13 protein-coding genes are annotated in these 14,285 nt (G+C 44.5%); 8 read left to right on the top strand and 5 right to left on the bottom strand.

Going from position 1 to position 14,285, the window contains the following annotated elements; translation table 11 throughout:
* The first annotated feature begins 14 nt into the window (after positions 1-14).
* The 5 genes from tssI (at position 15) to Xbed_RS08760 (ending at position 6,803) form a co-directional block, all read left to right on the top strand.
* Entirely contained in the window at positions 15-2,192 is a 2,178-nt protein-coding gene (tssI, locus tag Xbed_RS08740; protein WP_086112552.1) for a type VI secretion system tip protein TssI/VgrG, read from the top strand.
* Positions 2,189-3,703 carry a VRR-NUC domain-containing protein gene (locus tag Xbed_RS08745; RefSeq protein ID WP_086112553.1) on the top strand — a complete coding sequence of 505 codons (1,515 nt, stop codon included), beginning with the start codon at positions 2,189-2,191 and terminating at the stop codon, positions 3,701-3,703. The genes tssI and Xbed_RS08745 overlap by 4 nt, the downstream gene beginning before the upstream one ends.
* Before the next feature lie 14 nt (positions 3,704-3,717).
* Positions 3,718-4,926: a type VI immunity family protein gene (locus Xbed_RS08750; RefSeq protein ID WP_086112554.1), complete on the top strand. Its 1,209-nt coding sequence runs from the start codon at positions 3,718-3,720 to the stop codon at positions 4,924-4,926.
* Positions 4,910-5,179: a PAAR domain-containing protein gene (locus Xbed_RS08755; RefSeq protein WP_086112555.1), complete on the top strand. Its 270-nt coding sequence runs from the start codon at positions 4,910-4,912 to the stop codon at positions 5,177-5,179. Before Xbed_RS08750 ends, Xbed_RS08755 begins: the two co-directional genes overlap by 17 nt.
* An 88-nt stretch (positions 5,180-5,267) precedes the next feature.
* The gene (locus Xbed_RS08760; protein ID WP_086112556.1) at positions 5,268-6,803 is read left to right on the top strand and encodes a DKNYY domain-containing protein; all 1,536 of its coding nucleotides are present in this window, start codon (positions 5,268-5,270) and stop codon (positions 6,801-6,803) included.
* A gap of 207 nt (positions 6,804-7,010) precedes the next feature.
* Here Xbed_RS08760 and Xbed_RS08765 read toward each other — a convergent pair whose 3' ends face one another.
* Together Xbed_RS08765 and Xbed_RS08770 are read right to left on the bottom strand one after the other, a co-directional pair.
* The gene (locus tag Xbed_RS08765) at positions 7,011-7,442 is read right to left on the bottom strand and encodes an META domain-containing protein (protein ID WP_086112557.1); all 432 of its coding nucleotides are present in this window, start codon (positions 7,440-7,442) and stop codon (positions 7,011-7,013) included.
* A gap of 24 nt (positions 7,443-7,466) precedes the next feature.
* A complete protein-coding gene (locus Xbed_RS08770; protein WP_086112629.1) occupies positions 7,467-8,462 on the bottom strand; it encodes a 2-hydroxyacid dehydrogenase in 996 nt (331 codons plus the stop codon).
* A 289-nt stretch (positions 8,463-8,751) separates the two neighbouring features.
* Between Xbed_RS08770 and Xbed_RS08775 the strand changes: the two genes are divergently transcribed.
* Positions 8,752-8,931 (top strand): YciY family protein, encoded by a 180-nt coding sequence (locus Xbed_RS08775; protein WP_086112558.1) that lies wholly within the window; start codon positions 8,752-8,754, stop codon positions 8,929-8,931.
* Between the two features lie 153 nt (positions 8,932-9,084).
* Positions 9,085-9,810 carry a TonB system transport protein TonB gene (gene tonB, locus Xbed_RS08780; RefSeq protein ID WP_086112559.1) on the top strand — a complete coding sequence of 242 codons (726 nt, stop codon included), beginning with the start codon at positions 9,085-9,087 and terminating at the stop codon, positions 9,808-9,810.
* A 316-nt stretch (positions 9,811-10,126) separates the two neighbouring features.
* Here the strand turns inward: tonB and yciA are convergent, their stop codons facing one another.
* Positions 10,127-10,561, bottom strand: a complete 435-nt coding sequence (gene yciA / locus Xbed_RS08785) for an acyl-CoA thioester hydrolase YciA (protein WP_086112560.1) — start codon at positions 10,559-10,561, stop codon at positions 10,127-10,129.
* Positions 10,562-10,638: 77 nt separating this feature from the next.
* A complete protein-coding gene (locus tag Xbed_RS08790) occupies positions 10,639-11,175 on the bottom strand; it encodes a septation protein A (RefSeq protein WP_086112630.1) in 537 nt (178 codons plus the stop codon).
* A gap of 225 nt (positions 11,176-11,400) precedes the next feature.
* Between Xbed_RS08790 and Xbed_RS08795 the strand changes: the two genes are divergently transcribed.
* Positions 11,401-13,140: a SulP family inorganic anion transporter gene (locus Xbed_RS08795; protein ID WP_086112561.1), complete on the top strand. Its 1,740-nt coding sequence runs from the start codon at positions 11,401-11,403 to the stop codon at positions 13,138-13,140.
* Positions 13,141-13,143: 3 nt separating this feature from the next.
* On the opposite strand, the gene Xbed_RS08800 is transcribed toward Xbed_RS08795, so the two are convergent.
* On the bottom strand, positions 13,144-13,902 hold the full coding sequence (locus tag Xbed_RS08800; RefSeq protein WP_086112562.1) for a YciC family protein: 759 nt from the start codon (positions 13,900-13,902) through the stop codon (positions 13,144-13,146).
* Between the last annotated feature and the right edge of the window lie 383 nt (positions 13,903-14,285).

Below are 14,285 nucleotides of genomic sequence, written 5' to 3' on the forward strand. Positions count from 1 at the left end.
TAAGGATATGAGCGATGGATGGTTTAGTATTTACCTGTCAGATAGGCAGGCTTCCACCCACCACCTTTCAGGTGGTGAATTTCAGTTTACAGGAACATTTGTCACAGCTCTTTCATCTCAGCCTGACGGTGGTCAGTGGCCTGAATACGATTTCCCTGCGCGAACAACTTAACCGGGAAGCGTCATTAACCGTCACCCGCAATGGTGTGATTGAACGGACCGTTAACGGCATTGTGGCCGGTGCCGTCCAGGGGAATACGGATGGGAGGAAAACGTATTATATGTTCACGTTGCGGCCGGACATGTGGCGGATGACGCTGAATCAGGACAGCCGCCTGTTTCAGCGTCAGTCCGTACCGGATATTTTGCAACAATTACTGAAAGAGCACCTTATAAAAACAGACAGCAAATTCTATCATAGTGCCGGTTATCATGCGGAACGGGAATATATTACCCAAAAACGGGAATCGGCCTATGATTTCTGGTGCCGGTTGGCGGCGGAAGAGGGCATTATCTTCTGGTTTGAAGAAAAACAGATGTTCTTCAGTAACAGCCATCTGGGGATGACAGCGGGTCTGTCGCTGACCTATAACCCGCAACCGGAAACCGATGATACTGACTCCACGGTCTGGCAATGGCAGTATGGGGAATATGTGTGTCCTGATGAATTTATTCATAAAGATTACAACTACCTGCGCCCTTCCCAGCCAATGCAGACAAAGACAGCGCGGGAAAAAGAAGGCAACCATTCCGTGTTCGAAAGTTACGGCCGCTTTCAGTGGAGTAAAGAAGGCCAGCCCTTTGGTGACATTCGTTTGAACCAGTTGAACAGCGAAGGCAAACTGGGGTCAGCCCGTGCTAACTGCATCAAATTACGGCCGGGAAAAATCTTTACGCTCAGTGCCCATCCGTCTGAATCCATGAATGATAGCTGGCAGGTGGTGAGCATCTCGCATCAGGGTTCCCAGCCACAAGCGGCGGGTCTCGGCGGTGAAGGAACAACGCTAACCAGCGAGATGACCTTTATTCCGGGGCGGGATAACTGGCGTCCTCCCTATCGTTACAAACCCCTGGCAGACGGGGATGAACTGGCAACCGTCGTGGGTCCCGAAGGGGAAGAAATATTCACCAATGAACTGGGTGCCATTAAGGTGCATTTTCACTGGAACCGTTACGACAAGCCCGGCGATGGGTCGTCTTGTTGGGTACGTGTCGCACAGGGCTGGAACGGCAACAACTTCGGCTTTATGGCCGTCCCCCGTATCGGGCAGGAAGTGATAGTCTCTTACCTTAACGGCGATATCGACCGCCCGATTGTGACGGGATGTAACTACAATGGCCGCAACAGCCCACCGCTGGACTTGCCGGCACAAAAAACCCGTACCACGTTTAAAACGAAAACCCACAAGGGTGATGGCTTTAACGAACTGCGCTTTGAGGATGCGAAAGGCAGTGAGGAAGTGTATATCCATGCCCAGAAGGACATGAACACCAGGGTACTGAACAACCGCACCACCCAGGTTGATGTTGACCACACAGAGCAGGTCGGACGGGACCAAAAGTTAACGGTTATACGTGACCAGTTTCAGGACATTCAACGCAGCCGCCAGACGGTCATTAAACAGGATGATGATGAGTCGGTTTCCGGCCATCAGACCCTGCGGGTTGAAAAGAACCAGTCCAGTACCATTACCGGACAGCAAAGCCTCAACGTCGGCAAAAGTCAGTTGCTGGAAATTAATGACAATCAGGAAGTGCATGTCGGCAAGCATATTGTGCTGCAATCCCAAAGCGGCCAGATTACTATCGGTAATTCAGGTGGCCACATCATTATCGACCCCACCGGTGCCATCACGATTTCCGGTACGTCCATTTCAATGACCGAACATGCCGCCGGGAAAGCGGGTGCTCAGGCGCTGTTTGACTATTCCGGCCGTTATATTCTGACCAACAGTCAGAACGGGAACAAACCGCTGGCAAATACACTGTATCAGATAAAAACCCCTTCGGGTGTGGTTTCCGGCCGTACTGATGCGGCTGGTCGAACTGCTATCGTACAAACCCCGCAAGCGGACACGCTGGAATTCAGTCTCCCGGAAGCGCAACAAAAGAAAAAAACAAAGACCCTGTACCACGTGGGTGATAATCAGCCCGTGGATTACGTGATGGAATTTAAGGAGGGATCACAATGAGCCAGCAATTAAAACCGGGTGGTATGTGTCCGGCGATTACCTCAGTGAGTTGTAGAATGGAGCGTGTTGAGTTTCCCAAAGATGAAGACCAATGCTATCTGGCAAAAAAAGCCGCCCTGGCTATCTGGGCACCGAAGATAGTTATCGGTAAAAAGAGAATCTTATCTCTGAAACAGGCTGCCATGAGCCAACTGATTAAAGCAGAGGAGAGGAAGTCTGACTGGTTATGGCCCTACAAGGCGGAAGTCACTTTTTATATGAGAGGGACCAAAAGGACGCCGTTGCCTAAACTGGCGACCAGTGCACAAAAAAAGGAAGACTATTCCGGGAATCTCCCCCACTCTGAAAGCTGGTTTCCCAATTTATCCGCACAGGACATGATTAAACATGGCATTACGGGATTCCGGCGCCCCGATATTATTCTGGTGCAAAATCAGCAATTCCGCTGGCCGGGACGGGATGCCACTTATCTGGATGGCATCGAGCACGAGGACAACCTGAAGATACTGATTGAGGTGAAATTTCCGGGGGATACGTTGTCAGAGGGACAGAAAAAAGATTACCCTGTCATTGCCACTAAAGAACGATTTGGTATTTTGGTGGTGGAAGATAACCGGGATTCGAAGGAGTGGACAACGCAGTCAGCGGAAGCCCGGGCTGCGGAAATGGACAACATCAGAAACCATATGGCCTTGTTTGGTGGCCTTTTTCCGCCTGTGGGGGGTGGAAATACTCCGCCCAAACCGGTGCCATTGCCTGCCTATCCCGGAATAGCCCGGTACACACAGCAAAATCTCCCGTTAGTGAGCGAAAGCCCCTGGCAACATACCCCCGTTTTCAGCCTTTGGATGGCGTTATCCCATGATCAAGCGGTTCCGCCGTTAATTATGCCCCCTGATGAATCCTCATTTGAGGAACGGGTCATCGAGTACTATCACCAGGGTGTCCAGTGGGTGAAAGACGGGTTGACCTATACGCAGGACATGATTGTCCGCAGTTGGGAATGGACATGGGATTTAACGGCCAGTGGGTTCAGTTACCTGAGTGACAAAACCCGTGCAGCACTGGCGGCTTGTGGTGCCTGGTTTCGTGAATCGGGTAAATGGGTAGCGGATGAAATTGTCGATCCGGTGACGAAAAAACTGAGCTATGCCGTGCATTGGGTCAGTGAAAAAACCGGGGAAATCGTTCACCTCACCGAAGCTAAGATCAAGGAAGCCGTGGAAATGATATATCACTATACCGACCTGACAATAGAGGCATTAAAACAGGTCGATTGGTATCAGATAGCTGCAGATCTGGGTAATGGCACCCTTCAGTTGATGGTAAAAATCGGTGAAGAAGTCATTACCGTGATTGAAACCATTGCCGTTGTTGCCGCGATAGCGTTGCTGGCGGGGTTAATTATCTGGCTCGGCAGTCTTATCGGGGGGATTTCCGCCGCAGTATGGGCAATTTTGTCAGCCGCCGCTGCGGGTTTTACCGCATTAACCGCCGCCACCGCATCATAAGGAAAATGTTTTTTATGAATAAAGCCGCCTATTTCGAACATATCAGGGCACAATTAACCGGATTTACCCTGCAAAGTGAACGCGATATTACCGTCACCCGTCTGGGGCTGTCCATCACGTTGTTTTTCAAACAAGGTTACACCCGTGAAAAGAAAGAACGCATTCTGGTCTGTTATCGCCGTTTTCGGGAAATGTACGGTGACAAATTAAGATTCCATTCTCATGAATTCAAGGGTATGAAAAAATATTCAGCCGAAAATATTGCAAAAGTAGAACAGTTAATTTTGAAAGCGGATAACGGGCCATTCGTTGGCAATAAGATATGCGGGTGGTATGTCAGTGATGCGAAAAATGCGGGTGAAGCACCTCAGTATATTATGCGTTATCTTGATACGTCGGAAGTAGATAGTAATAACGCAAATTCTTATTTATGTTTGGTATTACCGTGGGATATGCTGGCAACAGACTCAGGGCAAACTGAATTTAATGAATGGCTGGCATTTCTTTGCGAACAACTTAATCCTGATCATGGGGAATGTGGGTACACACTGGTATTACCCTTTGACTATGAGATATATATGCCCCACGAGTATCAGCTTGCTATCCGTTATCCAGCGATGCAGGTCAACTCTAATGTTTTTATAGACGCGATGTATTTTTCTAACGCCATACGTAGTATTAACTGGATTACATTACTATCAACACGATTGATTAAGCGATTAGGGGGGGAACAATGGGTGAGAAAAAAATTGTCGTCCTACCCTGATATTGTCATTACAGAATATAATAATGGACTCATTATTCGTGCTGGCGAATACCCTGATTTAACCCCATTGCCTGCCAGTGGTCCAGAAAGCTATTTTGCCATTAATGAACTCATTCGTCCTATTCGTTATACCTTAAAAGATGAAGGATACTCTTTACATACTTACGGTGCCGGCCATTTTACCGGTAAAACCAGTGCCCTGTGGTACGCCCGTTATGACCGTGGCCCGTTGCAGGTTGATCCTTTAATGGCCGGTGAACCCGCCAGAGTGGATGGCTATTGGACCACGAAAGGACGCGAAGGATTGGAAAATATCATTCTGCAAGGGGATATTGCCCCTGATGTTGAGGGTAATACCCCCGGAACAACCGTATGGCGTTTGGTTCGTCAGATCGAGCACGATGACATGAAAGATTTGAACGAACTGGAGGCATGGCAGAATGCGGGCAACCATTGAGGGGAAAAAAATCATCCTGAAAGGGGATACCACGAACACCAACGGCACTGTGCTGACGGGGTCAGGGTTAACCAAACAGGGGGAACCCATTGCCTGTGTGGGTGACAGTGTGTTTTGCCCGGCCTGTAAAAGTACGGGAACGATTGCCGAAGGTTCATCATTGACAATGATCCAGGATAAGCCGGTTGCGCTGGAAGGTCACAAGGTCGATTGTGGATGTTCGTCTGGATGCATGCTTGTTGCTACTGAGTAATAAGACGATTTCAGGAAAGCCAGAATAATCCTGGCTTTCTTTATGTCATTAATTTAGCGGTTCGCATTTACCTAAAAGGAAAAAACGCATGGCTGAACCCCAATTTTTATTTGGAAGTATCCCGTTATCTCGTGCAGCATTTGATCGCTGGCTTAAGTCAGTTCCTCCTTCAGCCAATGATTGGCATGACTGGTCAGATGCCACGTTTTGGGAAAATAGCGACCAGCAGACAGTAGCACAAGCCTTAGTTCCTTATTTCACCGCTGAAGTGGATATGCAACGCTGCATGTTGATCCACGATAAAACAGAAAACATGTTACGTTGCGCTTTGTGGTTATACGCTCAGGAGATGCAAGATGATTTAATGCAATTATTGGCGCTAATACGTAGCGTAACCCCTTTTATGGCAAAAAATAAGCAAGCAATAGTTTGGCATGGTGAGAACATTAGTGGCACGTTAACGTTGTCCAAAGAAAAAACAAATTGGAGCGATGAGTGCGGAGAACTCATGATCCCTGACTGGGCTGAAGATTGGCTCTATAGTTTAGAAGATACCAGCGATGAGAATATCCAGAAATGGTTCGATACTAAACTACTTAATAAAATTAAACGTAAGAATAATTATTACTTACGCAATGCAACACCACAAAATCTTATCCATATAGAAAATACTGAGTATTTTTCTGATGGCTCTAATGTTGTCGACTATGAAGGAAATCCTTTACCGAATGCTAATCCACTGACTTTTAAGCGTCTTTGTCATAATTGGCAGTGGAATTTTTATACCGATGGGGCTGGGGTCTGGATCGAACATACTCTTTTCAGACACTCTAGGTATCAAATTGCCAATGGGTTGCGACCGGAGCAAATTCACGTCTGGAGTGGCGGTTATGATGAGGAATTTTTGATACAAGCGGGTGATGATTTATGGTTTTTTGTTCGCGGCGAAAAAGATTTTGAATTGAAGTCTCAACGGGTAGATTCTGCGACTTTTCAGGAAATCAATTATTCCGGCTATATTGATAAAAATGCCTATTATGCCTGGGATTCAGGAAATAAAGGTTTAATAAAAATAGAAGGTATTAATCTATCAGATGTTATTAAATTTAATGATAGCTTTAATCTTGCTGGGAACAACGTATTGTATTGGAAGGGAATACTTCCTAATGCAGATGCAAAAAGCTTCCATAAATTCAGTTCGTCATTGTATTGTGATGATAACCATGTTTGGTATGGAGGCTCTCTATTAGAAGGCTGTGACCCTAAAAGTTTGGTTCTCTTATCTGAAAGATACGATTTTGTAAAAGATGCTAATCATGTTTTTATACTAGGAAAAATAATTCCTGATGCCGACACCAAAACAGTAGAACTCCTTAATATAACTACCCAATTTTATTGGAAAGATAAAAACCATATCTGGTATTGGGATAGAAAATTAGCGTCACTGACCCTATTGGGCGATAAAATATCTCTATATCCTGACAGTTGCTATTGTCGGGTCGGTAATCGTATTTGGTGTCAGGAAAAGGAACTCATGGATGTGGATGTAGAATCTTTTGTTATCATTGATGACAGCAAAGCGCGTGATAAATATGGTTCATTTGAATACAGTGCAAGGGTATGAAGTATTGAAAGCGGGGTCTTACGGTTAACAAGAGACCTCGCTTCGGCGGGGTTTTATTATGCTGAATATCAAGCTGGTGGCAAAGTCGAAGAAGCAGTCTGGATTACCCAGTGTGTCACTGGGTAATCGGAATATCATGTGAGGTGAAAAATTCAAGGCAGGGAAAATGGGATACCAAACTGAGCCAGTGTTATATCCGATGAGAGATTAGTTAAGATCCCGCAGAATATAAACCAACGTGTTTCTGCCGTTCACCAATGTAAGTTGCTTGCCTTTTAAGCTAACTTTTGCGCCTTGAGTCAGCATTTCATTGATCACCTGATCCCATTGGTTAAGTTTTTCATTAATACAGTATATCTGGCTATTGTTCAAAATTTTTACTGTCAGAACGCTGTTCTTTAACTTACTGACTCCCCTAAAGCTATTGCACATGGCACCTGAAATGTCCATTTTTTCATCAAAGGTAATAGAAAGTTTGCTGTCTTCTTTATTTGCAACTTCCTCACTATTAACACTGACCAAAGCAAAATGATGATTTTTTAAATCCCTGACGGTGACATTCCCCGTGGCGCTAACCCCCGAAGATTGACATGCTGTGAGTAGCAGGGTGGCGACCACTAACGGAATCGCTTTTTTCATTTTATCTCCTGATGTTTGTTGAGATTACCCAACAATATTCGGGCAAGCCTCTCCGGAAGTTAATTGCTGGATATTTTGTAATGTCGTTTCACTGATGCTAGTCAACGCTTCTTCTGTCAAAAATGCCTGATGACCTGTGAACAGCACATTATGGCAGGAAGACAAACGGCGGAAAATATCATCTTGGATAACGTCGTTTGATTTATCTTCAAAGAATAAATCGCGTTCGTTTTCGTAAACATCCATACCCAATGCGCCAATTTTTTGTTGTTTCAACGCGTTAATGGCGGCAATGGAATCAATTAAAGCGCCCCGGCTAGTATTAATGATCATTACGCCATCTTTCATTTTGTTGAATGCAGTCTCATCCAGTAAATGATGATTTTCTGGTGTCATGGGGCAGTGCAGGGAAATGACATCAGATTCAGCGTACAAAGTATCTAAATCCACATATTTCACCCCCATACTCAGGGCTTCTGGATTTGGGTAAGGATCATGTGCTAATAAATGCATACCAAAACCTTTCAGGATCCTCAGCGTCGCCAGCCCAATTTTTCCCGTACCGATAATCCCGGCGGTACGTTTATACATATTGAAACCCGTCAGACCTTCAAGGGAAAAATTGGCCTCTCTGGTGCGTTGATAAGCACGATGAATACGCCGATTCAGGCACAGCATTAACCCAACGGTATGTTCCGCAACGGATTCAGGTGAATACGCCGGTACGCGCACAATTTGAATGCCCAGTTGCTTGGCGGTATCCAGATCGACATTGTTGAATCCGGCACAACGCAATGCCAGGACTTTGATGTTCATCCCCGCCAGTTCCTGTAGAACTTCACGCCCACCATCATCATTGACAAAAATACAGACTGCGTCTGCACCAATGGCGTTTTTGGCTGTTTGTGGACTCAGGGGGAAATCAAAAAACTCGATATGATAGTCAAGGCCAAGTTTTTGGTTGAGCATTTCAAAATGTTTACGGTCATACTGCTTTGTACTGTAAACAACTAATTTCATAACAATATCTCCGCCATACAGTAACTGTAGAATCATTCGAGCCATTCATTGAGTTCACTTTGCTGCAAAATTGCTTGCAATAATGATATCTTGTGAAAGTGCTAAGCGTTTTTTATCGCTATACCCGAATAAGTCGCTGATAAACTATTTTATCGTAATCGCATGTATAATAAATCGGCTCAGAGCCTGATATGAGACTATCATAACAGGAAGTTGATTTCAGGTTGAAAAGAAGATTTGTCGGAAATTCGACGTAAACTCAGTTTATTATAGAGATATTGTTAACATTATGAAACATAATAGAAATGAGGTGGGACGCTGGCGAATGATACGCCAAAATGTCCGCCGTCGCCGCCGTTGGTTGGAAGATCAGTCGCGCCGCAATTTTCGCATTTATAAATTGCATAAAACAGGTTCCTGCAAGCACCGCAGGTCGCTTTTGTTCATCCAAAATATCGAATGGCTTTAGTATTCAGTGCAGCATGATATATCCCCAATGGATTTCAAGATGTCGCCGACAAAGCGGCAACTTGAAAGACGAAAGGTACAGATGTTTTTGAATCATTATTGAATATGATAGTCATTTGCATTTAAACTAATGGTTATCTGAAAACTGACTATCATGCTGCGAAGTAAGAATTCTCTTATGCGTTGGATACATTGGCCGATACTACTTTCTGTTTGTTTACATATTTCTATTGCTGCGGCGCTTTTTCAGGCTATCAAGCCTGAAAAGCGGCTGGAAGCGGCTCCCATGTCTGTTGCCATGATCCAGCTGGCTGCTGAAGAGACTCCCGTCTCTGAGCCTGCCATGCTCGAATCTGCCCCTGAACCGCCGGCACCAGAGCCTGAACCAGAACCTATTGCGAAAATCGCTTTGCCTAAACCTGAAAAAAAACCGGAAGTGAAGAAGCGGGAAGAGAAAAAGATTGTTAAAAAAGAGTCTAAGCCAATAGAGAAAAAGACAGAAAAAGTTTCAGAGCAACCGCTGAAACCTGTTTCTGATCAGGACACTCAGGTGGCGAAGAATTTGGATGCTCAAAACACCACGGATGCTGCCATCAGCGATCAAGCTAAAGTACAAAGTGGGCCAAGGGCATTGAGCAGGCCAAAACCTGTATATCCATCGAGAGCGCAGCAGTTGGGTACAGAAGGGGCAGTCAAAGTCAAATTTGATATTGATGAAGATGGCCGTGTCAGAAACATCGAAATTCTGGCTGCAACTCCCAGAAATATCTTTGAACGTGAAGTGAAAAACATCATGAGAAAATGGCGTTATGAAAAAATACCGGCTTCTGGATATGTGACGACTATCGAGTTTAGAATGACCGGGATTACGCAATCTTAATCGTTCGAAATATTTCCTACCCAGGGTGGAGGAGCAATAAATGCTCCTTCATGTTCAATAAAGCTAAACATATTTAAGTACCTTGAGTTTATTCAATACTCTATTTGAGAGGGAATTATCTTACGGTCCAAAATAGTGTGAAAAAAGTATTTAACCTGGCTATCATATATCCTGGTGGTAGAGTAACAATAAAAGCATACTGAATATGATATCTTTCAATTTATTAACTTTCACCAAATAAAGAGGAGCGGATCTGTTGATCTCGCTCCTTTAATTCATGAGTTATTTTTTATAAACCGTTACTCTTTATAAACCGTTACTCTGAATCACTGCCCTCCAATTTGAAGTGCCTTTTATCTTCAGGTAAAGCGCGAGAACAATTATTTTCATCAACGGCGACATAAGTGAAAACCGCATCTGTTGCACGATAACGTTGCCCGACAGGTTCGGAAGCTACTTTTTTCACCCAAACTTCAATATGAATTGTGATTGATGAATTTCCCGTTTTGAGACAACGGGCATAACAGCATACGACGTCACCTACCGCAACCGGTTTTAGAAAACTGATGCCATTCACGCTAACAGTGACTACGCGCCCCAGCGCAATCTCTTTTGCCAGAATTGCGCCGCCAATATCCATTTGAGACATCAGCCAGCCACCGAAAATATCCCCATTAGCATTGGTATCAGCGGGCATGGCCAGTGTACGGAGAACCAATTCTCCGTTTGGTAAGCATTGTTGTTGTGTCATTAGAAAACTTGCTTTATTTGGTGAATATAACCATACCTGCCGCTGAATCGGCAGGTATCCATATGAAGGTCATTACGTTATTTTTGTTCGCGAGGCAGATGACGGTAGATATATACCACACTCAATACAGTAAAAACCAGTGTCAAAGCTGTTAACCCGAACACTTTAAAGTTTACCCAAACATCCTGGGAGAGCCAGAAAGCGACATAAATATTTGCCAGTGCACAGGCCATGAAGAAGATGGCCCAAGCCATGTTCAGTTTGTTCCAGACGAAATCAGGTAATTCTAACTCCTTACCTAACATTTTCTGAATCAGTGGTTTTTTCACGAACCATTGGCTGATAAGCAGAACCAGGGCAAAAATGGCATAAATGACCGTCACTTTCCATTTAATGAATAAATCGCTGTGGAAGGCGAGTGTCAGTGTGCCGAAGACCGCCACCATGACAAAGGTGATTAAGGATGATTTTTCGACTTTGCGATAAAGCAGATAAGTAATGACAACGGCTAGTCCTGTAGCCGCGATCAAGGCACCAGAAGCATAAAAAATGTCATACATCTTGTAGACGATGAAAAAAACGACTAATGGCAAAAAGTCTAACAGTTGTTTCATAAATTGGACCCATTGTGATGCCAATGATGGCATGTTCTTGAATTTGTGCCAGAGTGTATCAGATCTCAATGAAATGGTTTATTTATCAGACCAAAAACCTGTTTTATCCATTTTGGGTAATTTTATCACAATGAATAAAAAATGGGGCGGCTGTGAGGAGCTTGTGAGTTTTCATTTAACATCGCATTATAATGCGCAACATTTTCACGAGAGGACATAACGGTCATGTTGTGGGAAAGATTGCATCGCTGGATGCCGGGCTTGGGAAGTCTCCGCCATTATCGTAAGGAATATTTTAGTCATGATATGCGGGCAGGTCTTTCAGTGGCTGCGGTCGCGCTACCCGTCGCGATTGCTTATGCTGAACTCATGGGAATCAGTGCTATTATTGGCCTATATGCCTGTATTTTACCCATGTTTGCTTATGCGTTGTTTGGCACTTCCCGCCAATTGATTGTTGGGCCGGATGCGGCAACCTGTGCGGTTATTGCGGCTGCGGTGACACCGCTGGCGTTGGGAAATGAACCTATTCGTTGGCAGCTTGCTATCGTTATGACATTAATGACGGGGTTCTGGTGTCTTTTGGCAAGCCATTTCCGGTTGGGGGCGTTTGCGGATTTTTTATCCCGTCCGATTCTGAAAGGTTTTATTAATGGCGTTGCGATTACCATTGTGGCAGATCAGCTTGCTAAAGTTTTTGGTCTTTCTGGTTTGCCAACGGAATTGATTGAACGATTAATTGCGCTTCCCCATAAGCTATTGGGATCTCATTGGCCGACAGTGGCGATGTCTGTAATGACATTGTTGGTATTGGTCGGTGTGCGTTTTGTTCGACCCGGTTGGCCGGCACCACTGATGGCAATGTTAGTATCGACTTGTATCAGTTGGCAATTTGGGCTTGACCAATATGGTATTCAGATTGTTGGCAATATGGGGAATGGTCTGCCTACGGTTCCCATGCCGGAATTTGAACTGGGTATTTTGCGTGATTTGGTCGTTCCCTCCATTAACCTTGCCGTGATCAGTTTTGTCAGTTTTATGATGACAGCCCGTAGCTTTGCCAGTAAAAATGGTTATCAGGTTGATGCGGATTTAGAACTTAGGGCATTGGGGATCGCCAACATCGCGTCTTCCTTATCACAGGGCTTTGCTGTCAGTGCTGCCAGTAGCCGCACAGCAGTTAATGATGCGATTGGCGGCAAGACGCAGATGGTATCAGTGATTGCCGCCAGTGCCATCCTGTTGGTACTGCTATTTATGACCCAATTTCTGGAGCATATCCCTTTGTCATCGTTGGGAATTGTTTTGATATTTTCCTCATGGTCACTCTTGAGTTTAAAAAATATCTGGTCGTATCGAAAACGCAATCGTCAGGCTTTCATCCTCTCGATGTTTACGTTAGTCGCCGTGTTGCTGGTTGGGGTGATTGATGGCATCGGTTTTGCCGTTTTATTGGGGCTATTGCAATTTTTGCGCATCATTTTCCGGCCTTCAGATCAATTGTTGGGCGTCAATGAACAAGGTGTGGTTCGTTCCATCCACCAAAATAACGATATTAAGCCAGTCGATGGCATCATGATGTATCGTTTTAATTCTCCCTTAACGTATTTTAACGTCGGCTACTTCAAGAAGCGGGTATTGCAGCATGTGAATAATGAATTAAAGCGTCCTGCATGGCTGGTGGTAGATGCTGCGGTGAGTTTTACCCATGATGATGTCAGTGTCTTTGCTGCGTTGGATGAATTGATTACGGAATTAAAAGGGAAAGGGGTGACGTTGGTACTGGCGGGACGCAGAACAGAACTGAATGTTTGGATTAAGCAGAATAAGCTCCGTCGCGGTGATGAAGATTTGATTGTGGTGTCCGATCTCTACTTTGCCATTCGCCTGATCCAAAGTAAGCGGCAAATCGAGGGAAAACAGGCAGTGCTCACCCCGTACCCATGTAACGAGGTGAACGATTGATATTTACTGTACGCCGTTTGTCGCTTTATTTTGCGGTTTCACCAGCATATACAGACGGAACAGGTAAATCAGCAATAGGGCTGATAATAGGTTATCCAGCACTGATATCAACATTTCCGGCATTCTTACCAGCACCAGCGCAATGATCAGCTTTACCGCGAGCCATAGCAGTATGACCGGGATGAGCAGACGTAGGTTACCGAATGCTAATTTCCAACTCTCCTGCATGGAGGCAAAAATGTGTTTGCCTTTTTCAAACAGAAAAATAGGGGCAAGCGCGAACGCAATAGAAAACAGAACCCCGGGCAGGAACATCAAGGCGTAACCAATCTGAACCAGCAGGGTGCAGATGAACATTAACAAAAACATTTTAGGTAATAGCGTGATCGATGATGTACTGGCCTGAATGGCGTTAGTTTGCTGGCCGCTGGAAACGGCATTGATGAGCACTAACACGCTGGCCGTCAGTAAGGTATTGCCGAATATATTGGAAAACAGAATCCCGAAAGCGGTGCGCAAGAACATTAACTGTTCGTCTTGCGTCAGTTGGGCCACAAAATCTTTGACTCCCGCATTGCCTGATTCTTTGAAGGCATTTTGTATCCCGATCAACAAGTTGAGTTGTTCACCATTGGGCATCAGAAAATGCTCAAGCAGTGTTGTTACCAACGCGGCCAAGACAGAGAGTATGACAAGGTTCAACAGTTGATTTTTCAAAAAGTTGAGGCTGTCACGATACAGGGTATTTGCCGTGATGGGCATGAAAGTAGCTCCTATCAAATAAAACAACAATAATGCCCAATTGTACCCTGTCAGGGGGATTATTGGATACCTAAGATTTGTTTCCTTACCGTAGACCTGCAACTTGCCGTTGATTGAATATCAGAATTCTATTTTATGTCAGGTGACATTGGCGGTGAGTTTTATAAAAGTGATAAATGTATTATCTAAATGTTAATTAATTGAAATATTACATGGGGCATTCGAAATGTAATACTTCTGCTCTTAATTATTACGAATAAACAAAAATTGATATTTAAAGATCAATTTGAAACAGTAATAAATTTAATACACAGTTAATTTTGATTTAGATCAATTTAAAATATGCTACAGATGAAATAATAAAAATATAGCACCTTTATTTT

Origin of the sequence: Xenorhabdus beddingii (genome assembly GCF_002127545.1) — a bacterium.
In the GTDB taxonomy this organism is placed as follows: Bacteria; Pseudomonadota; Gammaproteobacteria; order Enterobacterales; family Enterobacteriaceae; genus Xenorhabdus; species Xenorhabdus beddingii.